The 22,692-nt window shown below is 70.0% G+C and carries 20 protein-coding genes; 15 read left to right on the top strand and 5 right to left on the bottom strand.

Features of this window, described 5'->3' with window-relative positions:
• Window positions 1-9 precede the first annotated feature (9 nt).
• Window positions 10-1,635: an ABC transporter substrate-binding protein gene (locus tag QQK83_RS09360; protein WP_284263621.1), complete on the bottom strand. Its 1,626-nt coding sequence runs from the start codon at window positions 1,633-1,635 to the stop codon at window positions 10-12.
• A gap of 181 nt (window positions 1,636-1,816) precedes the next feature.
• Here QQK83_RS09360 and QQK83_RS09355 point away from each other — a divergent pair, with 181 nt between their 5' ends.
• From QQK83_RS09355 to QQK83_RS09335, 5 genes are all read left to right on the top strand, one after another.
• Entirely contained in the window at window positions 1,817-2,740 is a 924-nt protein-coding gene (locus QQK83_RS09355) for a LysR substrate-binding domain-containing protein (protein ID WP_284263620.1), read from the top strand.
• 349 nt (window positions 2,741-3,089) lie between these two features.
• Window positions 3,090-3,938 carry a cobalamin B12-binding domain-containing protein gene (locus QQK83_RS09350; RefSeq protein WP_284263619.1) on the top strand — a complete coding sequence of 283 codons (849 nt, stop codon included), beginning with the start codon at window positions 3,090-3,092 and terminating at the stop codon, window positions 3,936-3,938.
• A 247-nt stretch (window positions 3,939-4,185) separates the two neighbouring features.
• On the top strand, window positions 4,186-4,668 hold the full coding sequence (locus QQK83_RS09345) for a hypothetical protein (protein ID WP_284263618.1): 483 nt from the start codon (window positions 4,186-4,188) through the stop codon (window positions 4,666-4,668).
• Window positions 4,669-4,738: 70 nt separating this feature from the next.
• Window positions 4,739-5,224, top strand: a complete 486-nt coding sequence (locus QQK83_RS09340; RefSeq protein WP_284263617.1) for a hypothetical protein — start codon at window positions 4,739-4,741, stop codon at window positions 5,222-5,224.
• On the top strand, window positions 5,221-6,879 hold the full coding sequence (locus QQK83_RS09335) for a GMC family oxidoreductase (RefSeq protein ID WP_284263616.1): 1,659 nt from the start codon (window positions 5,221-5,223) through the stop codon (window positions 6,877-6,879). The genes QQK83_RS09340 and QQK83_RS09335 overlap by 4 nt, the downstream gene beginning before the upstream one ends.
• Here QQK83_RS09335 and QQK83_RS09330 read toward each other — a convergent pair.
• A complete protein-coding gene (locus tag QQK83_RS09330) occupies window positions 6,876-7,424 on the bottom strand; it encodes a DUF1285 domain-containing protein (RefSeq protein WP_284263652.1) in 549 nt (182 codons plus the stop codon). The two genes, QQK83_RS09335 and QQK83_RS09330, sit on opposite strands and share 4 nt — an antisense overlap.
• A 128-nt stretch (window positions 7,425-7,552) precedes the next feature.
• Between QQK83_RS09330 and QQK83_RS09325 the strand changes: the two genes are divergently transcribed.
• The 4 genes from QQK83_RS09325 (at window position 7,553) to QQK83_RS09310 (ending at window position 14,437) form a co-directional block, all read left to right on the top strand.
• Window positions 7,553-8,584 (top strand): AAA family ATPase, encoded by a 1,032-nt coding sequence (locus QQK83_RS09325; protein WP_284263615.1) that lies wholly within the window; start codon window positions 7,553-7,555, stop codon window positions 8,582-8,584.
• Complete coding sequence (locus tag QQK83_RS09320) at window positions 8,581-9,474, top strand: DUF58 domain-containing protein (protein WP_284263614.1); 894 nt, start codon at window positions 8,581-8,583, stop codon at window positions 9,472-9,474. The genes QQK83_RS09325 and QQK83_RS09320 overlap by 4 nt, the downstream gene beginning before the upstream one ends.
• A 124-nt stretch (window positions 9,475-9,598) precedes the next feature.
• The gene (locus tag QQK83_RS09315; protein ID WP_284263613.1) at window positions 9,599-12,367 is read left to right on the top strand and encodes a DUF4159 domain-containing protein; all 2,769 of its coding nucleotides are present in this window, start codon (window positions 9,599-9,601) and stop codon (window positions 12,365-12,367) included.
• A gap of 3 nt (window positions 12,368-12,370) precedes the next feature.
• The gene (locus QQK83_RS09310) at window positions 12,371-14,437 is read left to right on the top strand and encodes a hypothetical protein (RefSeq protein ID WP_284263612.1); all 2,067 of its coding nucleotides are present in this window, start codon (window positions 12,371-12,373) and stop codon (window positions 14,435-14,437) included.
• 9 nt (window positions 14,438-14,446) lie between these two features.
• On the opposite strand, the gene QQK83_RS09305 is transcribed toward QQK83_RS09310, so the two are convergent.
• Both QQK83_RS09305 and QQK83_RS09300 read right to left on the bottom strand, forming a co-directional pair.
• Window positions 14,447-15,559, bottom strand: coding sequence for a DUF418 domain-containing protein (locus tag QQK83_RS09305; RefSeq protein WP_284263611.1), 1,113 nt, complete (start codon window positions 15,557-15,559; stop codon window positions 14,447-14,449).
• A gap of 94 nt (window positions 15,560-15,653) precedes the next feature.
• Window positions 15,654-16,064: a CopD family protein gene (locus tag QQK83_RS09300; protein ID WP_284263610.1), complete on the bottom strand. Its 411-nt coding sequence runs from the start codon at window positions 16,062-16,064 to the stop codon at window positions 15,654-15,656.
• A 127-nt stretch (window positions 16,065-16,191) separates the two neighbouring features.
• On the opposite strand from QQK83_RS09300, the gene QQK83_RS09295 reads away from it, so the two are divergent.
• The 6 genes from QQK83_RS09295 to QQK83_RS09270 all read left to right on the top strand — a co-directional run bounded on the left by QQK83_RS09295 (window position 16,192) and on the right by QQK83_RS09270 (window position 22,061).
• Window positions 16,192-17,637: an FAD-linked oxidase C-terminal domain-containing protein gene (locus tag QQK83_RS09295; protein WP_284263609.1), complete on the top strand. Its 1,446-nt coding sequence runs from the start codon at window positions 16,192-16,194 to the stop codon at window positions 17,635-17,637.
• 115 nt (window positions 17,638-17,752) lie between these two features.
• Window positions 17,753-18,868, top strand: coding sequence for an FAD-binding protein (locus tag QQK83_RS09290; protein ID WP_284263650.1), 1,116 nt, complete (start codon window positions 17,753-17,755; stop codon window positions 18,866-18,868).
• 10 nt (window positions 18,869-18,878) lie between these two features.
• Window positions 18,879-19,223, top strand: a complete 345-nt coding sequence (locus QQK83_RS09285) for a hypothetical protein (protein ID WP_284263608.1) — start codon at window positions 18,879-18,881, stop codon at window positions 19,221-19,223.
• 10 nt (window positions 19,224-19,233) lie between these two features.
• The gene (glcF, locus tag QQK83_RS09280) at window positions 19,234-20,556 is read left to right on the top strand and encodes a glycolate oxidase subunit GlcF (RefSeq protein WP_284263607.1); all 1,323 of its coding nucleotides are present in this window, start codon (window positions 19,234-19,236) and stop codon (window positions 20,554-20,556) included.
• Window positions 20,557-20,626: 70 nt separating this feature from the next.
• Window positions 20,627-21,463, top strand: a complete 837-nt coding sequence (locus QQK83_RS09275) for a trypsin-like serine peptidase (RefSeq protein ID WP_284263606.1) — start codon at window positions 20,627-20,629, stop codon at window positions 21,461-21,463.
• A 142-nt stretch (window positions 21,464-21,605) separates the two neighbouring features.
• On the top strand, window positions 21,606-22,061 hold the full coding sequence (locus QQK83_RS09270; RefSeq protein ID WP_284263605.1) for an Hsp20 family protein: 456 nt from the start codon (window positions 21,606-21,608) through the stop codon (window positions 22,059-22,061).
• Window positions 22,062-22,112: 51 nt separating this feature from the next.
• Here QQK83_RS09270 and QQK83_RS09265 read toward each other — a convergent pair.
• Window positions 22,113-22,692: MFS transporter (locus QQK83_RS09265; protein WP_465250984.1), on the bottom strand; the 580-nt coding region annotated here is incomplete at its 5' end.

Here is a 22,692-nt window from a genome sequence, read left to right as displayed (position 1 = left end):
GACGGTGCCTTACTCGACCGGCGTGATCAGGAAGGGCAGCGTGTACTGGTCGGCGCGCGGCGTGTAATCGACGGCGGCGCGCATCGCCCAGGGCGTCACTTCGTAATGCAGCGGGATGATCGCGTAATCGTCCATCGCCATGCGCGAGGCTTGCCGCAGCAGGTCTTCGCGGGCGGCGTCGTCGACGGTGCGCAGCGCCTCGAGCAGGATCTCGTCCATCGCGGGGTTGGAATACTGCCCGCGGTTGGTGCCGCCCAGGCCCAGGTCGCTGTTGCGCGTCGCCAGAAGCGCGCGCAGCGGCGAGGACATCTCGCCCGTGCCCGCACCCCAGCCTGCAAGATAGGCCGAGAACTCGAACGCGTTGCGCCGCGAGAAGAAGGTCGAGGCGGTCGAGGCGTCGATCTCGGTCGCCACGCCGATGCGCGACCACATCTGCGCCACGGCCTGAGCGACCTGCGCGTCGTTGATGTAGCGGTCGTTGGGCGTGCCGATGGTGATGCCGAACCCGTCCGGGTAGCCCGCCTCGGCCAGAAGCGCCTGCGCGCGCTCGGCGTCGAAGCCGCGCGGCGGCAGGTCGCCGTCCACATGCGCGCCGAACATGCCGGGCGGCAGAAGCTCGCCCGCCGAGACGGCGACGCCGCCCATGATGCGCTCGACGATGGCATCGCGGTTGATGGCGATGGTCAGCGCCTCGCGCACCCGGATGTCCTGCAGCGGGTTGGCGCCGTCGGTGCCGGTGATCATCGGCGAGGGCACCTGCGCATGGTCGAGGTGGATGTAGATCACGCGGTTCGAGATGCCCTGCACGACGCGCAGGTCATCGTCGGAGCGCAGGCGCTCGAGGTCCTGCAGCGGCGGGTTCTCGATGAAATCCACGTCGCCCGCGATCAGCGCGGCCACCCGCGGCCCGGCCGAGGTAAGCGGCAGCATCGTCACCCGCTCCCACGGGGCGGCCTCGCCCCAGTAGCCGGGGTTGCGGACCAGCTCGATCCCCTCGCCGCGGCGGAAGCTTTCCAGCAGGAAGGGGCCGGTGCCGATGGCTGCCGAGCCGTCGTTGAAGGCCTGTGTCGCGGGCACCGGCAGATCGTCGCCGCAGCCCTCGGTGCTGAATTCCAGCGTCGAGACATCGACGCCGTTGGCCCGCGCCGAGATGATCCCGAAGGTCGAGAATTCGGTCGGCATCAGCGGGTACGGCTCGGCGCTGTGGACGATCAGCGTATGCGGATCGGGCGCTTCCATGCCGGTGATGCCGCCGGTGTAGGTGGTGAAGAGCGAGGGGGAATCCGGCACGCCGGGAATGCGGCAGACGGTGTAGATCACGTCATGGGCATCGAAGGGCGATCCATCGGAGAATGTCACGTCCCGGCGCAGGTTGAACTGCCAGCTGGTGTCGCTGACCGGTTCCCAGCTTTCCGCCAGAAGCGGGGCCAGCTGCTGCGCCTCGTCGGTGAAGACCAGCGATTCGAAGATGTTGCGGCGCAGCTGGTTGTTGGGGCCGAGGTTGTGGAAATGCGGGTCGGCCGAGGACGGCTCGGACGCAAGGCCGATGCGCAATTCCTGGGCCGCGAGCGGCAGGGCCGGGATGGCGGCGGCAAGCGCCGCAACGGCCAGGCCGCGAAGGACGGGGCTGGACATGTGGGGTGGTCTCCTCTGTTGGCGGGCCGTGTTCGCTGCGCGGCACCTGTTCGACTGGTGACGCGGGCACGCTACCCGAGGCGCTTGCCGTGGGAATTGGAAACTTCATGTTTGCGTGTTATGCACCCATAAGGTTTTTGCATGAACCTCGGGATGGGGGCTTGCGGGGGAGGGGGCGGCCATGCGGCCACGCGCGTCGATCCGTGAATACGAGGTGCTGCGCGCGGTCATGACCTCGGGCACCGTCACGGCGGCGGCGCATCGGCTGGGCATTTCGCAGCCCGCCGTCAGCCGCCTTCTTGCGCAGCTCGAGGGAAATGTCGGCGTGACCCTGTTCGAGCGTCGTGGCGGACGGTTGCGCCCCACCGCCGAAGCGCTGCGCCTGAACGACCGGCTCGACCGGCTGTTTGACGCGCTGTCCTATCTCGACGGGACCGACCCCGCCGATCCGGCAAGCCAGCCGCTCAGGCTTGCCGCGCCCCCGACGCTGGGGCATCGGTTCCTTGCGCGCGCGATGGCTGGGTTCATGAAGCAGAACCCCGGCCAGATGATCTCGCTCGAGACCTGCACGTCGAACGGTCTTGTGAGCCGGCTGGTGGACGATACCATCGACCTCGGCTTCACGCTGGCCGAGCTGACCCATTCCGCGATGGAGCTGATCCCGTTCCACCGGACCTGTGCGGTCGCGGTCATGGCGTGCGATCATCCGCTTGCCCGCCATGACGTGATCACCCCCGAGATCCTCCACGGCCAGCCGCATATCGCCCTGATGCGGCGGCACATGGTGCGCACGCGGCTGGACCGGGTCTTTGCGCAGGCGGGCGTCAGGCCCCGCACCGTGGCCGAGGTGGCGACCGGCGTCAGCGCGATCACGCTGGCACGGCACGGGGTCGGCGTGGCCGTGATCTGCCCCTTCCCCCTGCTGCGGCAGCAGGAGGAGGACCTGGCGATCCGCCCCTTCGCGCCGGAATTCGTCTATCGCGCGTCCTTCGCGGTCTCGACGGTGCGGCCGATGTCGCAACCGGCGCGTGCCTTCATGCGCCATGTTCAGCTTGCCGTCCGGTCCGAAGGCTGGCCCGCGACCTGGACGCGGGCCGCCCCGTAGCGACCGGCGGCGTGTCCTTGCCGCCGCCGGTGCCGCCGGTGCCCTCGGCAACGCGCGGCAGCGCCAATCACCGCCGACGGCGCAGCCTGTCCAGTCAGGTTGACAGAATCGAGGCGCAGTGCCGGGCGGCGGCCGTTTAACGAAAACATCTCGAGCGGGAGCGTTTTCGCAAGAAAATTTCACAAACATTTTCATTGCGTTGTGCGCTGGAAAACGAGTCGCTGACGGATTTTCGAAATGTCAATCTTGATTGACACAATCGTCGGTATACAGTCGAACACAGACCCAACAGCGCGCAGGTCTGGACGGCTCCGCCCGATACCGGTCCGCACACGATGGATGACCGACCGTGAAAAAGACCCTGACCGATCCCGTCTCTGCCGCCACCCGCGACTGCGCCGCGATGCACCCGCTCCTGTCGGGCCTTGCCGAAAGCGCGTTGGCCCGGCTGTGCGCCGACATGCGCCCCGGCGAGGGCACGGGGGATGCGCTGGCGATCCTCGGCGATCCCTGCGCCGCCGCCATGGCCTATGCGCTCTGCGACGAGGATGATCTGGCCGCGTCGCTGCTGGTCGATGACCTGCTCGAGGCGGGCGTGGGGGTCGGGGATCTGTGCCTCGAGCATCTCGCGCCCGCGGCGCGGCGTCTGGGCGATCTGTGGGACCGCGACCGCCTGCCCTTTACCGAGGTCGCGCTGGCCAGTGCCCGGATCCAGGCGATCCTGCGCCGCCTGCCGGCCGAACGCGGCGCGGCCTCCCTCCACCATGCCCGTGGCGCGATCTTCGGCGCGGTGCCGGGCGAGCAGCATACGCTGGGCGTGATGATGGCCGCGGACCTGTTTCGCCGCAACGGGTGGGATGTCAGCCTGCTGGTCGGGCTGAGCCATGACGAGCTGTTGCAGCGCATGATGCGCGACGACCGGCCGGTGATCGGGCTGAGCTGTTCGGGCGATCACTCCTATCCCGCCTTGCGGCGTCTGCTGGCCGCGATGGCCAAGGCGCGGCCCGAGGTCGAGATCCTGTTGTCGGGGCAGATCGTGCATGCCCCCGAGCGCATGGCCGACCTGCCCGCGCGTGTCGTCCCGGTTCCCGACATGGCCGCGGCCGAGGCCGAGATGGCCCGTATCGGGGCCGCCCTGCAGGGCCGCCGCCGCGCAAGGGCCCGCCCGGCGGCGCGCCGTGCGAGTTCCGCAGCCTGAGGGCACCCCAACAGCCGATTCGGGGCGCGGTCGATGCCCGCGGTCGAGGTGACGGGTGTCGCCAGCCCGCCTCCCACAGCCTGCGCGGCAGTGGGCCGGGCGATATCCGGCAGGTCGGGTTTGCCTGACATGCGCGTGGGCCATGGCATTTCGACATCAGTGCAACAGGAACCGCGACGGCGGGTTGTGTCTTGTTGAGCAGTGTTGGATATTGTCGAAAGATATTATTTACCATGAGGATCGAACCATGCGCAGCTTGTCTCTCGCAGCCCTTCTCGTTGCCGCCCTGCCGCTGTCGGCGCAGGCGGGCAAGTCAATTCAAGGCCCTGTCGCAATTGCCTCCGGCACCGACGAAACCGCGCTCTTTGCCGGTCTGAACTGGACCTTCGGCGCGCAGGGGAACGGGCCCAGCGCCGCGGTGGGCGTGATCCGCTCCGAGGTCGATGCCGCGGGCGATGTGAAGGGCGCAATCCTATCGTTCAACATCGGCCTGCAGGGTGGTGACGCCGGCGATGTCCGGCTGGTCGGCTTCACCGGCAACGGTGACATCGCGGGTCAGCTTGGTCTTGGCTTCGACTTCGACGGTTCCGGCGCCTTCGGCGTGGGCGGCTTCCTGACGAATTACGCGCAGGGTGGCCTGACCTTCGGCTTCAACGGTGACGTGGGCGGGTTCCTCGGTATCCATAGCTACCAGTTCCTCGAGCCGCGGATGGAACTGCCGCCGGTTTGACACGGCTGCGAGGGGCAGGGCACCGATTTTGAGCAGATACCAGTCTGAACCGATCGCTGGCCGTGGCCCCATGACTCCGACACGGCGGCAGGCGCTGATGCAGCTTGCCGCCCTGTCCGTCGCGGGCCTTGCAATGCCTGCAGCCGTGGCGCAACCCGTCTCCCGCTCGGCGCTCGAGGCTTATGTCGACATCCTGTTGCCGGGCGAGGCGGGGGCGCCGCCTGCCTCGGCGCTGGGCATCGCCGCCGAGATCGAGGCGCTTGCCCCCGAGGGCACGGATTTCCGGCGGCTCATCTCGCTTGGCACGGCCTGGCTTGACGACGTGCAAGCCGGGGGGCAGCCCGGCGGTTTCGCCGCGATGCCGGTCGACGCGCAGGCGCAGGTGGTCGCGTGGATGGCGGCCGCCCCCTATGACGAGATACCGGGACGGTTCTACCATGTCCTGCGGCTGTTCGCGGGCGAGCTTTACTATGTCAGGCCCGAGGCGCGCGTCGGATTTCCCCTGAACCCCGCCCCGCAGCCCGCGGGCTACCTGCCGCCATGGGGCGCGGCGTGACGGATCGGCCCGACGTCGTGATCGTCGGCTCGGGCGCTGGTGGCGCGGCGGCGGCATTCGCCCTGACCGAGGCCGGGCTGCGTGTCCTGCTGCTCGAGGCCGGGCCGCGTTTCGATCCGGCGCGCGACTACCCGATGACGCAGACCGATTGGGAGCGGCGGCTGTTTCCCGCCCCGCCCGGCAGCCGGGGCGATATCCTCTATGGTGATCTGGGCGCGCTCGACCCAGCGGATGCAGGGTTGCAGAGCTACAACGCCGTCCGGCCCCGCGGCGCGCCGGGGCGGGTGCGGCTGGCCACGACCGGCTATTCCCATGTCCGCGGTGTCGGCGGCAGCACGCTGCATTACGTGGGCGAGGCGCAGCGCCTGCACCCCGGCAGCTTCCACCTGAGGCGCGACCACGGCGCGGGGGGCGACTGGCCGCTCTCCTATGACGATCTCGCGCCCTATTACGACCAGGCCGAGCGGCTGATCGGCGTCGCCGGTCCCGCGATGCAGACGGGCCGCCCCCGGACCGCGCCCTTCCCGCAGACGGCCCACCCGCTCAACCCCGCCGCGCGGCGTCTGGTCGAGGCGGGCGCGCGGCTTGGCCTGCCCTTCGAGGCCAACAGCCGCGCCGTCCTGTCCGAGCCGATGGACGGCCGACCGTCCTGCAACTATTGCGGCCAGTGCAGCCGGGGCTGCCCGCTGGGCGACAAGGGCTCCGCCGATGTCACCTTCCTGCGGCAGGCCGAGGCAACGGGGCGTCTGACGGTGTTGACCGGGGCCGAGGTGACGCGGATCGAGACCGCGCCCGGCGGGCGCATCGCGGCGGTGCATGTCGTGCGGGACGGCTTGACCGCGCGGCAGGAAACGCCCGTGCTGGTGCTGGCCGCCGGGGCGGTGCAGACGCCGCGGCTGTTGCTGGCGAGTGCTGCGCCCGACGTGCCCGAGGGCGTGGCCAACGGCTCGGGGCAGGTCGGGCGCAACTTCATGGAAACGCTCGGCTGGCTCGGCACGGCGCTGGTGCCGGGGCTGACCGACAGCCACAAGGGGCTGCCGGCCGATGCCGTCAGCTGGGCCGAGAACGCGCCCGACGGTGTGCCGGGGGCCATCGGCGGGTGCCGCTACACGTCCTCCGTGCTGGAAAGCGGGCTGAGCGGCCCCGCCTCCTATGCCTCGCGGCTGGTGCCGGGGCATGGGGCCGCCTTCCAGGCCCGGCTGCGGGCCGTCTTCGGCTCGGCCGTGACCGTCGGGGCCATCGGTGCCGTGCTGCCCGACGCGCGCAGCCGCGTCACGCTGCACGCCGAGCGGCGGGATGCCAATGGCGTGCCCCTGCCGGTGGTGTCCTCCGTCCTGACCGACAACAGCCTGACCCTGCTGCGCCACATGGCGGCGCGGGGCCGCGCCCTGCTGCAGGAGGCCGGTGGCGGAGAGCTTCTGGAACAGGTGTCGTCCTGGGACCGGTTCGCGGCGACCCATGTCTTCGGGACCGCCCGGATGGGCGTGGACAGCGCCAGTTCGGTCACCGATGCCCATGGCCGCAGCCATGATCACGGCAATCTGTGGATCGCGGATGCCAGCCTGTTCCCCACGTCGGGTGGGGGCGAGGGGCCGTCGCTGACGATCCACGCGCTTGCACTGCGCGCCGCCGAGCGCATCGCGGCGGGCGGTTAGAGCGCCAGTTCGCGCACCGGGATGATCCTGAAGAAGACGCCGCCCGACCAGACGCCGAACCAGTCTTCGCCGGCCACCTCCTGCGCCTCGCCGAGGTCGACCAGCCGGTAAAAGCTTTTCCGGTCGATCAGCGCCTCGAGCCCGGCGCGGACATGGACATAGGGCGAGGGCTCGCCGGTTTCGTCGCGCGCGACGCGGATGGCGTTCTCGGGGCCCGCGGCGACGGTGTCGCCGACATTGGTGGTGAAGGTGACGACCTGCGCGGGGCCTTCGCCCTCGGCCTCGAAATCCTGCGCGACAAAGGGCGCGTCCTCGACCCGGATGCCGACCTTCTCGACCGGGGTGACGAGGAAATACTTGCCGTCTTCCTTCTTCAGGATCGTCGAGAAGAGCCGCACCAGGGCGGCGCGGCCGATCGGCGTGCCCTCGTGAAACCATGTCCCGTCGCGGCGGATCTCCATGTCGATATCGCCGCAAAAAGGCGGGTTCCACAGGTGGACGGGCGGCAGTTTGCCGGTCTTCGCCGCCTCCTGCGCGGTCTTCATCAACTGCGCGGTGCCCGGTTTGTCAGCGTCCGTCACGTTCTTTTGTCCCCCTGCACGCTTTGCCATTTGTGATGGGCGGAATAGGTCTGTTAGCTGTGAGCCACATAATCATTCCGCGGAGCATTGCCATGTCCACCCCCGTCGTTGCCGCCGATGCCCCCGCCGCCGAGCTGGTCGCCGAGATCGAGGCGCTGGGCGCCAGGCTTGGCGCGGCGAAGGCCTCCATCGCCACGCGGATCATCGGTCAGGACGAGGTGGTCGACCTTGCGCTCGCCGCGATGCTGTCCGGCGGTCACGCGCTTCTGATGGGGTTGCCGGGGCTGGGCAAGACGCTGCTGGTCGACACGCTGTCGACGGTGATGGGCCTGTCGGCGAACCGCATCCAGTTCACGCCCGACCTGATGCCGGCCGACATCCTCGGGTCCGAGGTGCTGGAGACGGCGCAGGACGGCAGCCGCGCCTTTCGCTTCATCGAGGGGCCGATCTTCTGTCAGCTGCTGATGGCCGACGAGATCAACCGCGCCTCGCCGCGGACGCAGTCGGCGCTTCTTCAGGCGATGCAGGAACGCGAGGTGACCATCGCGGGCGAGCACAAGCCCCTGCCCGCGCCGTTCCACGTTCTCGCCACCCAGAACCCGATCGAGCAGGAAGGCACCTATCCGCTGCCCGAGGCGCAGCTTGACCGGTTCCTCGTGAAGATCGACGTGGCCTATCCCGACCGCGACACCGAGCGGGGCATCCTGCTGGCCACCACCGGCACGGCGGAGGCGCAGCCGACGCCCGTCTTTACCCCCGACGAGCTGATCCGCGCGCAAGGTGTCGTGCGTCGCATGCCGGTGGGCGAGAGCGTGGTCGAGCTGATCCTCGACCTTGTCCGCGCCTGTCGCCCCGACGGCGAGGAAGCCCCCGACATCGTGAAGCGCACCGTCGCCTGGGGCCCCGGCCCCCGCGCGGCGCAGGCGCTGATGCTGACGGTGCGCGCCCGCGCGCTGCTGGACGGGCGGCTTGCGCCCTCGCCCGAGGATGTCGCGCACCTGGCGCGGCCGGTTCTCGGTCACCGCATGGCATTGAGCTTCGGCGCACGGGCCGAGGGGGCGGTGCTGGAAGACGTGATCGACGAGGTCACCGCCCGCGTCACCCGCATCGGGCTCGCGGCTTGAGCGACGCCGCGCTCCATACGCCCGAGACCCTGCGCTCGCGCTCGGAGGCGGTGGCGGCGACGCTGCCCGCGCTGATGGCCGATGCGCAGCATCTGGCCGCCACGGTGCTTCTGGGCACCCATGGCCGCAAGCGCGCGGGCACCGGCGACGAGTTCTGGCAATACCGCCCGGCGCAGGCCGGCGACGGCTATCGCCAGATCGACTGGCGCCGCTCGGGCCGGTCGGACGGGCATTTCATCCGCCAGACCGAGTGGCAGGCCGCGCAATCGGTGATGCTGGGCGTCGATGACGGCGCCTCGATGACCTTCACCGGGCACAGGGCGCGCCCGTCGAAGCTGCGCCGTGCGCAGACGCTGGCGATGGCGCTGGCGATCCTCGCCGTGCGCGGCGGCGAACGGGTGGGCCTGACGCAGATGGCCGAGCCGCCACGCGGCGGCACGGCGCAGCTGATGCGGCTGGCGCAGGCGCTGATGGAGGGGCAGGCGGCGGGCGATCACGGCACGCCGCGCCCGCAGGTGATGCCGATGGGCAGCCGGGCTGTGTTCTTCTCGGATTTCCTGGGCGATCCTGCGGGGATTGAGGCGGTGCTGGGCCGTGCCGCCGACCGCGAGGTGCGCGGCGCGCTGGTGCAGGTGCTCGACCCCGACGAGGAGGCGTTTCCCTATGACGGGCGCACCGTCTTCGAGTCGATGACCGGCGCGATCCGCTTCGAGACGCTGAAAGCTCGGTCGCTGCGGGAGGCGTATCTGGCCCGGCTCGCCGAGCGCAAGGCGCTGCTGCAGGACATGTGCCGCCGCACCGGTTGGCGTTACCACCTGCACCACACCGGCGACGCGGCCGAGCCGACGCTGCTGTGGCTCTATCGGGCGCTCGAAAAGGTGCGCGCATGAGCGGGGCGGCGCAAATCTCTTGCAAGAGATTTGCCAGAGCCTTGCAAGGCTCTGGATCACGCCCTTGCAAGGGCGTGTCACGGGTTTTGCAAAACCCGTCGCCCGGCCCTGAGGGGGGCGCGCGATGATCGGAAGCCTTGCCTTCGCCACGCCGCTCCTGCTGACCGCGCTCATCGCGCTGCCGGTCCTGTGGTGGATCCTGCGCGCGGTCCCGCCCGCCCCGATCCGGCGGCGGTTTCCCGGCGTGGCGCTTCTTCTGGGTCTCAAGGACGACGAAAGCCAGACCGACAAGACGCCCTGGTGGCTCCTGCTTCTGCGCATGGCGGCGCTGGCCGCCGCCATCGTCGGTTTCGCCGGTCCGGTGCTGAACCCGCAAGCCGAGCGCACGGGCGAGGGGCCGCTGCTGATCCTGATGGACAGCTCCTGGGCCTCGGCGCGCGACTGGTCGGACCGGCTCGACCGGGCGGGCCTGCTGCTGGACGAGGCGCAGCGCACGGGCCGTCCGGTCGCGCTGGTGCAGTTGACCGACGTGCCGTCGGGCGCGTTGCCGCTGCAGTCGGCGAATGCCTGGGCGGCGCGGGTGCCGTCGCTGATGCCCGCGCCCTACGCGCCCGACATGGTTGCCGCCGCCGAGTGGGCCGCAGGTCTCGACGGGCCGCTCGAGACCTACTGGATCGCAGACGGGCTCGACCACGCGGGCCGCGACGATCTGACCGCAGCCTTGACCGATCTGGGCGCGCTTTCCGTCTTCCTGGGCACGCGCGACGTGCTGGCCCTTGCCCCGCCGCGCTTCGAGGATGGGGCCGTGCGGGCGACCGTCACCCGCCTCGGGCAGGGCACGCCGCTGGGTGTCGAAGTGATCGCCCATGGCCTCGACCCCGCGGGTATACCGCGTGATCTTGCGCGCGCGACCGCCGCGTTCGAAGCGGGCGCGACCGAGGCCGAGGTCGCGTTCGACCTGCCGCCCGAGCTGCGCAACCGCGTGACCCGCTTCGAGGTCGCGGGCATCCGTGGCGCGGGCACCGTCGCCTTGGCCGATGATGCGCTCCAGCGCCGGCAGGTCGCGCTGATCTCGGCCGGGGCTGACGACGAACAACAGGCGCTCCTTTCGCCGCTCCATTACCTGCGGCAGGCGCTGGAGCCGACCGCCGACCTGATCGAGGGCGCGCTGGCCGACATGCTGCTGGCCAGCCCCGATGTGATCATCCTTGCCGATATCGCCACGCTCTCGCCGGACGAGGAGACGGCGTTGACCGATTGGCTCGAGGCCGGCGGCCTGCTCGTGCGCTTCGCCGGTCCGCGGCTCGCCGCCTCGGACGTGGCGCGCGATGCCGCGGGGCCGCTGATGCCCGTGCGTCTGCGCGAGGGCGGGCGCAGCGTGGGTGGCGCGATGAGCTGGGGCGAGCCGAAGAGCCTGCGGCCCTTCCCCGACACCTCGCCCTTCTTCGGCCTGTCGATCCCCGATGACGTGCAGGTCAGCGCGCAGGTCATGGCCCAGCCCGACCCGGAGCTTGCCGCGCGCACCATCGCCTCGCTGACCGACGGCACGCCGCTGGTGACGCGGGCGGCACATGGGCAGGGGTCCGTGGTGCTTTACCACGTCACCGCGAATGCCGAATGGTCGACCCTGCCGCTTTCGGGTCTGTTCGTGCAGATGCTGGAACGGCTGGCCATTTCGACGCGCCCTGTCGCGCCGGATGCCGCCGACCTCGACGGCACGGTCTGGACGCCCGAGGAAGTGCTGGACGGGTTCGGCACGCTGCGCGACGCGGGCACGCGGCCGGGGGTGGAGGGGGCGATGCTGGCATCCGCGCCACTGTCGGCGGAACTGCTGCCGGGCCTTTACGCGGCCGAGGACCGGCGCATCGCGCGCAACGTGATCACCGCCGACACGGTGCTTGCGGCGGCCCGTTGGCCTGCCGCCATCCCGGTCGAGGGGATGGAGGTCATCGCGCCCACCGACCTGATGGCGGCTTTCCTGACCGCCGCGCTGGTCCTGCTGCTGGTCGATGCGCTGGCCTCGCTCTGGTTAGCGGGGCGGCTGTCGGGGCTTGCCCGCGGCACGGCCGTTCTGGCGCTTGTCCTGACGCTGCCGCAGGGCGGGCAGGCGCAGACCGGCACCGGCCTCAGCCCCGAGGATCAACTGGCGCTTCTCGCCAGTTCCGAGGTGACGCTGGCGCATGTGTTGACCGGCGACCGGGAGATCGACGAGATGGCCCGCGCAGGCCTTCAGGGCCTGTCCAACACGCTGTGGCAGCGCACATCCGTCGAGCCCGCCGCGCCCATGGGCGTGGACCTCGAACGTGACGAGCTGGCGTTCTTCCCGATGATCTACTGGCCCGTGACGCCGGATCAGCCCTTGCCCTCCGCCGCGGCCTATCGGCGGCTCAACGATTACCTGCGTTCGGGCGGCATGATCGTCTTCGACACGCGCGACGCCCATGTCGGCAGCTTCGGCTCGGGCACGCCCGAGGGGCGGCGCCTGCGCGCGCTGGCCGCCGCGCTCGACATTCCGCCGCTCGAGCCGATCCCGCCGGATCATGTTCTGACGCGCACCTTCTACCTGCTGCAGGATTTCCCCGGCCGCCACCTCAGTCGTGATGTCTGGGTCGAGGCCTCGGCCCCCGATGCCGAACAGGTCGAGGGGATGCCGTTTCGCAACCTCAACGACGGGGTGACGCCGGTTCTGATCGGCGGAAACGACTGGGCCGCGGCCTGGGCGCAGGACGAGACGGGCCGCGCGCTCTACCCGGTGGGGCGGGGCGCGACCGGCGAGCGGCAGCGCGAGATCGCGTTGCGCTTCGGCGTGAACCTCGTGATGCATGTGCTCTCGGGGAACTACAAATCCGACCAGGTCCATGTTCCGGCCCTGCTGGACAGGTTGGGGCAATAGGGCATGGCGCAGACGATCCTCTTCGATCCGCTTCTGCCGATGGCGTTGATCTGGGCGCTAGGTGCTGCGACGCTGCTGATCGTGGCGCTTGCGGTCTGGCGCGGTCTGTCCGGCTGGCCCTTCCGCCTGCTGGCGGGGGCGGCGCTGCTGGCGGCGCTGCTGAACCCCTCGCTGCAATCGGAAGAGCGCGAGCCGCTGTCGGACATCGTGCTTGTCGTGGCCGACCAGTCGGCCAGCCAGCGCATCGCCGACCGGCCCGACCAGACAACCGACGCGCTCGAGGCGCTGGAGGCCGAGATCGCCGCGCTGGGGATGGAGATGCGGCTGTCGACCGTCGCGGATGCGCCCGACAACGCGGGCACGTTGCTGATGGCGGAACTCAACCGCATGCTGGCCGAGGAGCCGCGCGCGCGCATCGCCGGGGCGATCCTTGTCACCGACGGGCAGCTGCATGACGCGCAGCTGGTGCCCGATCTGCCCGCGCCGCTTCATGCGCTGATCACGGGGCGCGAGACCGACTGGGACCGGCGGCTGGTGATCGAGACCGCGCCGGCCTTCGGCATCATCGGCGAAGAGCTGATGATGACGCTCAGGATCGAGGACCAGGGGGCCGTGCCCGCGGACCTTTCGGGCCGGGCCGAGATCGCCATTGCCATCGACGGCGGGCCGTCGCGGACCTTCCAGGTTCCGACGAACGAGACGCTGCAACTGCCGCTGACGCTGGAACATGCGGGCCAGAACGTCGTGCAGTTCATCATCCCCGAAGCGCCGGGCGAGCTGACCGAGCGCAACAACGCCGCCGTCGTCCAGATCAACGGCATCCGCGATCGGCTGTCGGTGCTGCTGGTGTCGGGCGAGCCGCATCCGGGGCAGCGGACGTGGCGGAACCTGCTGAAATCCGACCCTTCGGTCGACCTCGTCCATTTCACCATCCTTCGCCCGCCGGACAAGCAGGACGGGGTGCCGGTGACGGAACTGTCGCTGATCGCCTTTCCCACGCGCGAGCTGTTCATGGAGTCGGTCGATGACTTCGACCTGATCATCTTCGACCGCTACCAGCGCCGCGGCATCCTGCCGATGCTCTACATCGACAACATCCGCCGCTACGTCGAAGACGGCGGCGCGCTTTTGCTGGCCGCGGGACCCGACTACGCCTCGGCGGCCTCGCTCTACCGCACGCCCCTGTCCGAGATCCTGCCGGGGCGGCCCACGGCCCGCGTGATCGAGGCGCCCTTCCTGCCGGAGATTTCCGAGCTTGGCCAACGGCACCCGGTGACCGCGGGGCTGGAGGATGCGCATCAGGGGCTTTCCGACAGCGCGCAGCCCTGGGGCCGCTGGATGCGCCAGATCGAGGTGACAGAACAGGCGGGCCAGACGGTGATGACCGGCAATGGCGGTGCGCCGCTCCTGATGCTCGACCGGGTGGGCGAGGGGCGCGTGGCGCTGCTTGCCTCGGACCACGCCTGGCTCTGGGACCGCGGCTATGAGGGCGGTGGCCCGCAGCTCGAGATGTTGCGCCGGCTGGCGCATTGGATGATGGGCGAGCCGGACCTCGAGGAGGAGGCGCTGGTCGCCGAGGCCGATGGCCAGACGATCCGCGTGACCCGCCGGACGCTGGCCGACACGGTCGGCGCGCTCGTCGTGACCGCGCCCGACGGCAGCGAGACCGAGGTCACGCTCGAGCAGACCGCGCCCGGCCGGTTCACGGCCGAGATCGACGGCGGTGAGCAGGGCCTCTATCGCCTGCGCGAGGGCGAGCGCGAGCGGGTCATCGCGCTTGGCCCCGCCGCCCCGCGCGAGTTCGAGGAGACCATCGCCAGCGCGGCCCGGCTGGAGCCTGTGGCCGACCCGCTGTCGGGGGCCGTGATGCGTCTGGAGGACGGCATGCCCGACATCCGCCGCGTCTCCGAGGGGCGCACGGCCAACGGGCGGGGCTGGATCGGTCTGACCGCGCGCGATGCCTACCTGACCACCGACGTGACGGTGACGCCGCTCATTTCGGCCTGGGTCTTCCTTCTGTTGGCGGCGGCCTTGACCGTCGCGGGCTGGCTGCGCGAGGGGCGTCGCTGAGGGGCAGGGTCATGAACGGGCCACGCCGTGCCGCGTGATGCGGCGCAGCACCCATTCGAAAGGCCCGAGGCCGAAGACCCGCCGCCAGAGCGTCACTGCCAGCATCAGCACGAGGGTCGCCGCCAGCGCGATCCCCGTGGCCTCGGCGGCCCCGACGGTCCCCCATAGCCCCGCGCCATAGGGCGCGAAGAGCGTGGACAGGAGGATCGATTGCCCGAGGTAGAGGCTCAGGCTCGATGCGCCGATGTTGCGCAGCCCGCGCATCAGCCGCCCCGACCCGGCGGGCCATGCCGCGATCAGCCCGAGGTAGCCCAGCGTGGCGATGGGCGCGCACAGAACGGTCAGCGCCTCGCCCAGCCCTCCGTCGCCCCATTGCCAGAGCGCCGCGCCCGTCAGCCCGAGCAGAAGGCCCGGCCCGAGGCAAAGCCGCCGGGCGCGGGCCCAGAGCGGATGGCGCGGGTCGTCGATCAGCCCGGCGCGCACCGCCGCCAGCCCGAGGCAGAACCAGCCCAGCGCCGCGATGCCCTGGATCACCAGCAGGATCGGAAAGGTGATGGCGAAAGATGCGGCGCGGTAGGTCGCCACCTCGGCCCATGTGCCGCCGGTCATGATGGCGCGCTCGAGTTCGAGAAGGTCGGGCTCGATCGGCGGGGCCAGCACCACGAGGGGCAGGGCGACAAGCACCTGAACGGCCAGAAGGATTGCACCCGTCCGCACCAGCCGCCCCACGGCCCAGTCGCGCCAGCGATAGAGCAGCGCACCGACCAGCGCGTAAAGCAGCAGGATGTCGCCGGGGAAGAACAGCACCCCGTGCATCACGCCCAGCAGGGCCAGGCCGATCATGCGGTTGCGATAGAGCCGTCCGAAGGGAAGCCCGCGCCGCTCGGCCGAGCGGATCTGGTAGGCGAGCCCGACGCCGAACATGAAGGAGAACAGGCCGTAACTCTTGAACAGGGCCAGACCGTTCACCGCCCAGATGGCGAGATCGTCGAGCGTGGTGGCGCTTGGGGCCGCCTCGAACCCGAGGGTGATCGGATAGGCCATGAACTGCACGTTCACCACGACGATGCCGAACAGGGCGACAAGCCGCAGGTGATCGGGCATCAGGGCGCGTGGGCTCATGCGGTCATCCTTCGGTGGCCGGGGCTTGGGCCGAGGGTATACCGTTACGCCGCGCCGGGAAACGGCGTCGTTGTTGCCGTGAGCGGGGGAGGGGTCAGAACGGCTTGAACACCACGATGATCAGCACGGCGATGGCGCCCAGCACGCTGACCTCGTTGAAGATGCGCAGCCACAGGTCGCTTTCGGTGAAGACGCCGCGGCGCGCGCGCAGCACCAGCCGCCCGGTCCAGCCGTAATGCGCCGCCAGCAGCGTCACGATGCCGAGCTTGGACCAGACCCAGATCGGGTAGCCCCAGAACCAGCCGAGCCACAGCCCCGTTGCGATGGCGATGACGCCCAGCCCGAGCGAGAAGCGGTAGATGCGGATCGTCAGGTCGCCGGTCGGCCCGAATTCGCCCAGCCGCGCGTATTCGCGCTTCCAGTAGATGATCGCGCGGGGCACCGCGAAGATGCCGGTCATCCAGCCGAGCACGGCCAGAAGGTGAAGAACCTTGATCCATTCCATGCCGCCAGATGCGCCCTGAACGGGGGGCAGCGCAACCTGCGCTGATGTCTCAGGCGGATTTTGATTGCCATCATGTCATATTGGTTATATTTCTTTACCAATTCATCGCGAGCGAGGAGGGCGCGCCATGGACATGCCGGCACCGGATACGGGGATTTTATCCCGCAAGGACAGGATCGTGGCGCGATTGCGCGCGGAACTGCCCCAGGCCGCGGTGATTCACGACGAGGCCGAGGTGCGCGCCTATGAATGCGACGCGCTGACCGCCTACAAATGCCCGCCGCTGGCGGTGGTGCTTCCGGCCACGACCGCCGAGGTCGCAACCGCGCTCCGCATCTGCCACGCCGAGGGCGTGCCGGTGGTGCCGCGTGGCTCGGGCACCTCGCTTGCGGGCGGCGCGCTGCCCACGGCCGACAGCGTCATCCTTGGTGTCTCGCGGATGAACAAGGTGCTCGAAACGGATTACGACAACCGCTTCATCCGGGTGCAGTCGGGGCGCACCAACCTGAGCGTCACGGGCGCGGTCGAGCAGGAGGATTTCTTCTACGCCCCCGATCCGTCCAGCCAGCTGGCCTGCGCCATCGCTGGCAATATCGCCATGAACTCGGGCGGGGCGCATTGCCTGAAATACGGGGTGACGACCAACAACCTTCTGGGCGTGACCATGGTCACGATGGAGGGCGAGGTGCTGGAGATCGGCGGCGCGCATCTGGATGCGGCCGGTTATGATCTGCTCGGCGTGATCTGCGGCTCCGAGGGGCAGCTGGGCGTGGTGACGGAAGCCACGCTGCGCATCCTGCGCAAGCCCGAGGGGGCGCGGCCCGTGCTGATGGGCTACGACAGCAACGAGGTGGCGGGTCAGGTCGTCTCGGACATCATCAAGGCGGGCGTGTTGCCCGTCGCCATCGAGTTCATGGACCGCCCCTGCATAGAGGCGACCGAGGCCTTCGCCAAGGCGGGCTACCCGATGTGCGAGGCGCTCTTGATCGTCGAGGTCGAAGGCTCGGACGCCGAGATCGACGAGCAGCTGGGCCTGATCATGCAGATCGCCCGCAGGCACAACCCCGTCGAGCTGCGCGAGGCGCAGTCCGAGGACGAGGCCAAGCGCATCTGGCTGGGCCGCAAGTCGGCCTTCGGCGCGATGGGGCAGATCAACGATTACATGTGCCTCGACGGCACGATCCCGGTGTCGTCGCTGCCCTATGTGCTGAAGCGCATCGGCGAGATGTCGAAGGACTACGGACTGGGCGTGGCCAACGTGTTCCACGCGGGCGACGGCAACATGCACCCGCTGATCCTGTTCGATGCGAACAAGCCCGGCGACCTCGAGCTGTGCGAGGCCTTCGGGGCCGACATCCTGAAGCTTTGCGTCGAGGTGGGCGGCTGCCTGACCGGCGAGCATGGCGTGGGGATCGAGAAGCGCGACCTGATGACGACGCAATTCGCGCCCGAGGATCTCGAGGCGCAGATGCGGGTGAAGGATGTCTTCGACCCCAAATGGCTGTTGAACCCGGCGAAGGTCTTCCCGCTGGAGGCGTCGCGCCCGCGTCGTGAGAAGGTGGTCGCCGCCTGACGGCGTCGACCCGCCGGGGGGCGCTGCCCCCCGGACCCCCCGCCGAGAGGGGCTGTCTGCCCCTCCCGGACCCTCCCCGAGAGTTTCCCTGCCAAGATGAAGGAGCAGGCCGATGCTGAGCCCTGCGACCGAAACCGAGTTGAGCGAGATCGTGGCGGGGGCCAAGGGGCCCCTGCGCGTGGTGGGGGGGGGCACGCGGCCCATCGGGCGGCCCGTCGCGGGCGAGGTGCTGACGGTGGCCGCGCTGTCGGGCATCGAGCTCTATGAGCCGGGCGCGCTGACCATCGTCGCCAGGGCGGGCACGCCGCTGGCCGAGGTCGAGGCCGCATTGGCCGCCGAAGGGCAGCGCCTGCCCTTCGAGCCGATGGACCACCGCGCGCTCCTGGGCACCGGCGGTGAGCCGACCATCGGCGGCGTAGTCGCCGCGAACGTCGCCGGCCCGCGGCGCATCCAGGCGGGCGCGGCCCGCGACAGCCTGATCGGCGTGCGTTTCGTCGACGGGTCGGGCACCATCGTCAAGAACGGCGGGCGGGTGATGAAGAACGTCACCGGATATGACCTGGTCAAGCTGATGGCCGGGTCCTGGGGCACGCTGGGCGTGTTGAGCGAAGTGGCCTTCAAGGTCCTGCCTGCACCCGAGGCGGCGGCCTCGTTGAGCCTCGAGGGCCTGAGCCCGCTGCAGGCGGTGGAGGCGATGGCCACCGCGCTCGGCTCGCCCTTCGAGGTGTCGGGGGCGGCGCATCTGCCGGGCGAGGGGCGCACGATGTTGCGGATCGAAGGCTTTGTCGCCAGCGTGGCGTACCGCGCCGGGCGGCTGTCCGAGCTGATGGCCCCCTTCGGCGCGGTCACGGTCGAGGAAGATGGCGCTCGGGTCGCCGAGATCTGGCGCGGCATTCGGGACGTCAGCGGCTTCGCGGGCCGCGCGGGCGATGTCTGGCGCATCTCGGTCACGCCCTCGGATGGCCCCGAGATCGCGGCCCGGACGGGGGGCGAGGCGATGTTCGACTGGGGCGGCGGGCTGATCTGGGCGCTGGTCCCCGAGGGCACCGACCTGCGCGCCCGGCTGGGCGCCTTCGCCGGGCATGCGACGCTGATCCGCGCATCCGAGGAGACGCGGGCGCGGATTGCACCGTTCCAGCCCGAGCCAGCGCCGCTGGCGAAGTTGTCGCGCGGCCTGCGAGAGAAGTTCGACCCGCGGGGCGTCCTGAACCCCGGGCTGATGGGCGCGTGAGGGCAGCCGGATGATTGGAGAAAGCGTGATCGTGGCACTGCCCTCGGCGGCCCTCTTCGCGGGGCTGGCCCTGATGTCGGACCGCCCGCGTGGCGCGCTGCTGGCGCAGGGCGCGCTGGTGGCGGCGGTCGTGATGATCTTCGTGGCCATCGTGGTCGATGCCCCGGTCGCCGGCATACCCGCGCCGCGGCTGGCCGCCATCGCCACGGGGCTGATCGCGGCGGCGGTGGCGGGGATGCTCTACCACCTCTATCTCGGGCGCTTCGAAAGGGTCTGGGCCGCGCGCGCGGTCTTTACCCTTGTCTATCTCGGGGCGGCGGGGCTGTTCGGCCTCGTCTTCCTTTCGCTGATCTGAAGGTTTCGACATGCAGACGACATTCACGCCCGAGCAACTGACCGATCCCGCGATCCAGCGGTCGAACGAGATCCTGCGGGCCTGCGTCCATTGCGGCTTCTGCACGGCGACCTGTCCGACATACCAGGTTCTCGGCGATGAACTCGACAGCCCGCGGGGGCGGATCTATCTTATAAAAGATATGCTCGAGAAAGGGCGGCCCGCCGACGCCAAGACGGTGAAGCACATCGACCGTTGCCTCAGCTGCCTTGCCTGCATGACGACCTGCCCCTCGGGCGTGCATTACATGCACCTTGTCGATCACGCCCGCGAGCATATCGAACGGACCTACAAGCGCCCGCTCGTCGAGCGCGTGCTGCGCTGGACGCTGGCGCAGATCCTGCCCTATCCGACGCGGTTCCGCATCGCGCTGCTGGGGGCGAAGATCGGGCGACCCTTCGCCTTCCTTGTGCCCGATGCGCGGCTCAAGGCGATGCTCGAGATGGCGCCGAAGACCATTCCCCCGGTCAGCCGCAACGACGATCCGCAGGTGTTCCCGGCGCAGGGCGCGCGCAAGATGCGCGTGGCCCTGATGACCGGCTGCGCGCAGCGCGCGCTCAACACCGACATCAACGACGCCACCATCCGGCTGCTGACGCGGCTGGGCTGCGACGTGGTGATCGCCGAGGGGCAGGGGTGCTGCGGGGCGCTGACGCATCACATGGGCAAGACGCACGAAAGCCACGCCACCGCGGCCAAGAACATCCGCGCCTGGCACCGCGAGATGACGGGCGAGGGGCTGGATGCCATCGTCATCAACACCAGCGGCTGCGGCACGACGGTGAAGGATTACGGGCACATGTTCCGCAACGAAGCACTCGCTTCGGAAGCGGCGGCGGTCAGCGAGATCGCCATGGATGTCTCCGAGGTGCTGATGAAGCTGGACCTTCCCGACGGGGCGCAGCAAGGACTGACCGTCGCCTATCACGCGGCCTGTTCGCTGCAGCATGGCCAGCAGATCAAGACCTATCCCAAGGACCTTTTGAAGCGCGCGGGCTACAAGGTGGTGGAACCCGCCGACAGCCACCTGTGCTGCGGCTCGGCCGGAACCTACAACCTGATGCAGCCCGAGATCTCGAAGGAGCTGAAGGCGCGCAAGGTCGAGACGCTCGAGGCCACGCGCCCCGATATCATCGCGGCGGGCAACATCGGCTGCATGATGCAGATCGGTTCGGGCACCGAGGTGCCGATCGTCCATACCGTCGAACTGCTCGACTGGGCGACCGGCGGGCCGCGGCCCGCGGGCCTCGATGCACCGGGCAAGCGCGAGGTGCCGGTGCCGATCCTGCGCTGACCCGGCCCGGCCAAAGTTTCGACACAAGGGGATGCTAGCCGCGTGGGCGCACGTCCACCGCGGGGGTTCCATGCGCCTGTTTCGCCTGATCCTGTGTCTTGTCCTGATGCCCTGTGCCGCCGCGGCGCAGGGCCGTCTGCCGCAGATGACGGCAGAGGCGCCGCTGCGCGCGCTGACCACCCCGGTCGAGGCCGGGGGCTGGGCTGCCGTGGGGCGGCTCGACGCCCCAAGTTCCTTCTGTTCGGCGACGCTGATCGCGCCCGATCTCGTGATGACGGCGGCGCATTGCCTGTTCGACGCCGAGCATCGCAGGATCGACGACCGCGCGCTCCGCTTCGCCGCGGGCCTGCGCAACGGCCATGCCGAGGCGGTGCGCGGCGTCGCGCGGTCCTTTCTGCATCCCGACTGGCACATGACGGGCGGTCGGCCCGACACCGCCACGGTCGCCCATGACATCGCGCTTCTGGAGCTGGACGCGCCGATCCTGCTGGCCTCCGTCCGGCCGATCCCGGCAGGGTCGCGTGGTCATGCGCGGGACCTCGTGACGATCGTCTCCTACGGGCGCGACCGGGCGTCCCACGCCTCGATCGAAGAGAACTGCCGCATCCTCGACCGCGAGGGGGACGTGACCGCCCTGTCCTGTTCGGTGGTCGAGGGGTCGTCGGGCGCGCCGGTGCTGCGGCGCACGCCGTCCGGGCTGGAAATCGCGGCGGTCGTCTCGGCCGTGGGGAACCGGGACGGGCAGCCCGTGTCCTTTGCCGTCGATGTCGCGGCCCTGCTGCCGACGCTCATGGCGGCGCGGGATGCAGGCCGTCCGGGCGGCGGCGCGGCCGGCGTCATCGTCCGGCGCGCGACGGACACGAGCGGCGGGCGGGACCGGATCGGCGCGCGCTTCCTGCGCCCCTGAGGTCTTGAAAGCGGCCGCAGGCCCACCCAGATCCCTGTGGCGCAGCGGTGCCGCCAAGCCGGGCCGCAGCGCGTTCCACGGGGCCGCGCCCATGACCAAGGGGCGGTCCGAAACCCAGTTGTCGCTCAATGGAGGATGACACATGCGTAGCTACGACCTAGCCCCCCTTTACCGCGCCACCGTCGGCTTTGACCGGATGGCCGATCTTCTGGATCGCGTGATGACGCAGGACGTCGGAAGCGCCACCTACCCGCCCTACAACATCGAGAAAACCGACGAGAACGCCTATCGCATCTCGATCGCGGTGGCAGGCTTCACCGAGGCAGAGCTGGGCGTCGAACAGCGCGAGACCGAGCTTGTCGTCACCGCCCGCAAGGCCAAGGACGAGACCGCGCGCACCTACCTGCACCGCGGGATTGCGACGCGCGCCTTCGAAAAGCGGTTCCAGCTGGCCGACCACGTCCGCGTGACGGGGGCCGTCCACGAGAACGGCATGCTGCACATCGACCTGCTGCGCGAGGTGCCCGAGGCGCTGAAGCCGCGCCAGATCGAGATCACCCGCGCCCGGCCGCAGGTGATCGAGGCGGACACCGCCTGATCGGGTTTTCATGCGATGATCGACGGGGCGGTCCTTTCGGGCCGCCCTTTTTCATGCGGGCAGCCGCCGCAAGAGCGCCGCGCCGACCAGCGGGGCCGCGACGCAAAGTGCGATCACCGCGCCATGCCCGGCGAGATCGGCAAGGATGGCACCAAGCCCCGGCGCGATGGCGAAGGCAAAGAGTGACAGGCGCGCGACCGCGCCCGCGCTTTCGCCGTAGCCCGCCTCGCCCATCACCTCGCGGATCACGACGGGGCGCAGGATCGAGATGACGCCGTTGCCGATGCCCAAGGCAACCGCGAAGACGAGGGTCAGGGCAGGCAGCGCGCTGGCCGCGCCCATCGCGAGCGCACCAGCCGAGATGAAGAGGAAGGCGCCGAGCGTCACGGCCCGTGCAGCCGCGCGTGCGCCCGCCAGCGTCAGAAGGATCCGGCCCGCCACCTGCGCCGGTCCGATGGTTGAGGCCGCGAGAATGGCGAGCCCCTCGGGCACGCCGAGCGCATCCATGATTGGCAACAGGTTCGTCAGCAGCACCGCCGCCCCCAGCGCGGTCAGCGCGAAGCCGAGCCCGAGGGGCCAGAAGCCCGGCCGTGCCATGGCACGGGTGGCGGGCGCGGCTGCAACGCTGGCG

It is taken from the genome of Roseicyclus amphidinii (genome assembly GCF_030163755.1).
GTDB lineage: Bacteria > Pseudomonadota > Alphaproteobacteria > Rhodobacterales > Rhodobacteraceae > Roseicyclus > Roseicyclus amphidinii.
This window is presented reverse-complemented; position numbering and strand designations above follow the sequence as displayed.

Excerpts from the sequence above, each read along its gene's own strand:
- QQK83_RS09360 (WP_284263621.1), bottom strand. The coding sequence starts at position 1,635 with ATGTCCAGCCCCGTCCTTCGCGGCCTGGCCGTTGCGGCGCTTGCCGCC.
- QQK83_RS09355 (WP_284263620.1), top strand. The coding sequence starts at position 1,817 with ATGCGGCCACGCGCGTCGATCCGTGAATACGAGGTGCTGCGCGCGGTC.
- QQK83_RS09345 (WP_284263618.1), top strand. The coding sequence starts at position 4,186 with ATGCGCAGCTTGTCTCTCGCAGCCCTTCTCGTTGCCGCCCTGCCGCTG.
- QQK83_RS09340 (WP_284263617.1), top strand. The coding sequence starts at position 4,739 with ATGACTCCGACACGGCGGCAGGCGCTGATGCAGCTTGCCGCCCTGTCC.
- QQK83_RS09330 (WP_284263652.1), bottom strand. The coding sequence starts at position 7,424 with ATGAAGACCGCGCAGGAGGCGGCGAAGACCGGCAAACTGCCGCCCGTC.
- QQK83_RS09325 (WP_284263615.1), top strand. The coding sequence starts at position 7,553 with ATGTCCACCCCCGTCGTTGCCGCCGATGCCCCCGCCGCCGAGCTGGTC.
- QQK83_RS09315 (WP_284263613.1), top strand. The coding sequence starts at position 9,599 with ATGATCGGAAGCCTTGCCTTCGCCACGCCGCTCCTGCTGACCGCGCTC.
- QQK83_RS09310 (WP_284263612.1), top strand. The coding sequence starts at position 12,371 with ATGGCGCAGACGATCCTCTTCGATCCGCTTCTGCCGATGGCGTTGATC.
- QQK83_RS09305 (WP_284263611.1), bottom strand. The coding sequence starts at position 15,559 with ATGAGCCCACGCGCCCTGATGCCCGATCACCTGCGGCTTGTCGCCCTG.
- QQK83_RS09300 (WP_284263610.1), bottom strand. The coding sequence starts at position 16,064 with ATGGAATGGATCAAGGTTCTTCACCTTCTGGCCGTGCTCGGCTGGATG.
- QQK83_RS09295 (WP_284263609.1), top strand. The coding sequence starts at position 16,192 with ATGGACATGCCGGCACCGGATACGGGGATTTTATCCCGCAAGGACAGG.
- QQK83_RS09285 (WP_284263608.1), top strand. The coding sequence starts at position 18,879 with ATGATTGGAGAAAGCGTGATCGTGGCACTGCCCTCGGCGGCCCTCTTC.
- glcF (WP_284263607.1), top strand. The coding sequence starts at position 19,234 with ATGCAGACGACATTCACGCCCGAGCAACTGACCGATCCCGCGATCCAG.
- QQK83_RS09275 (WP_284263606.1), top strand. The coding sequence starts at position 20,627 with ATGCGCCTGTTTCGCCTGATCCTGTGTCTTGTCCTGATGCCCTGTGCC.
- QQK83_RS09270 (WP_284263605.1), top strand. The coding sequence starts at position 21,606 with ATGCGTAGCTACGACCTAGCCCCCCTTTACCGCGCCACCGTCGGCTTT.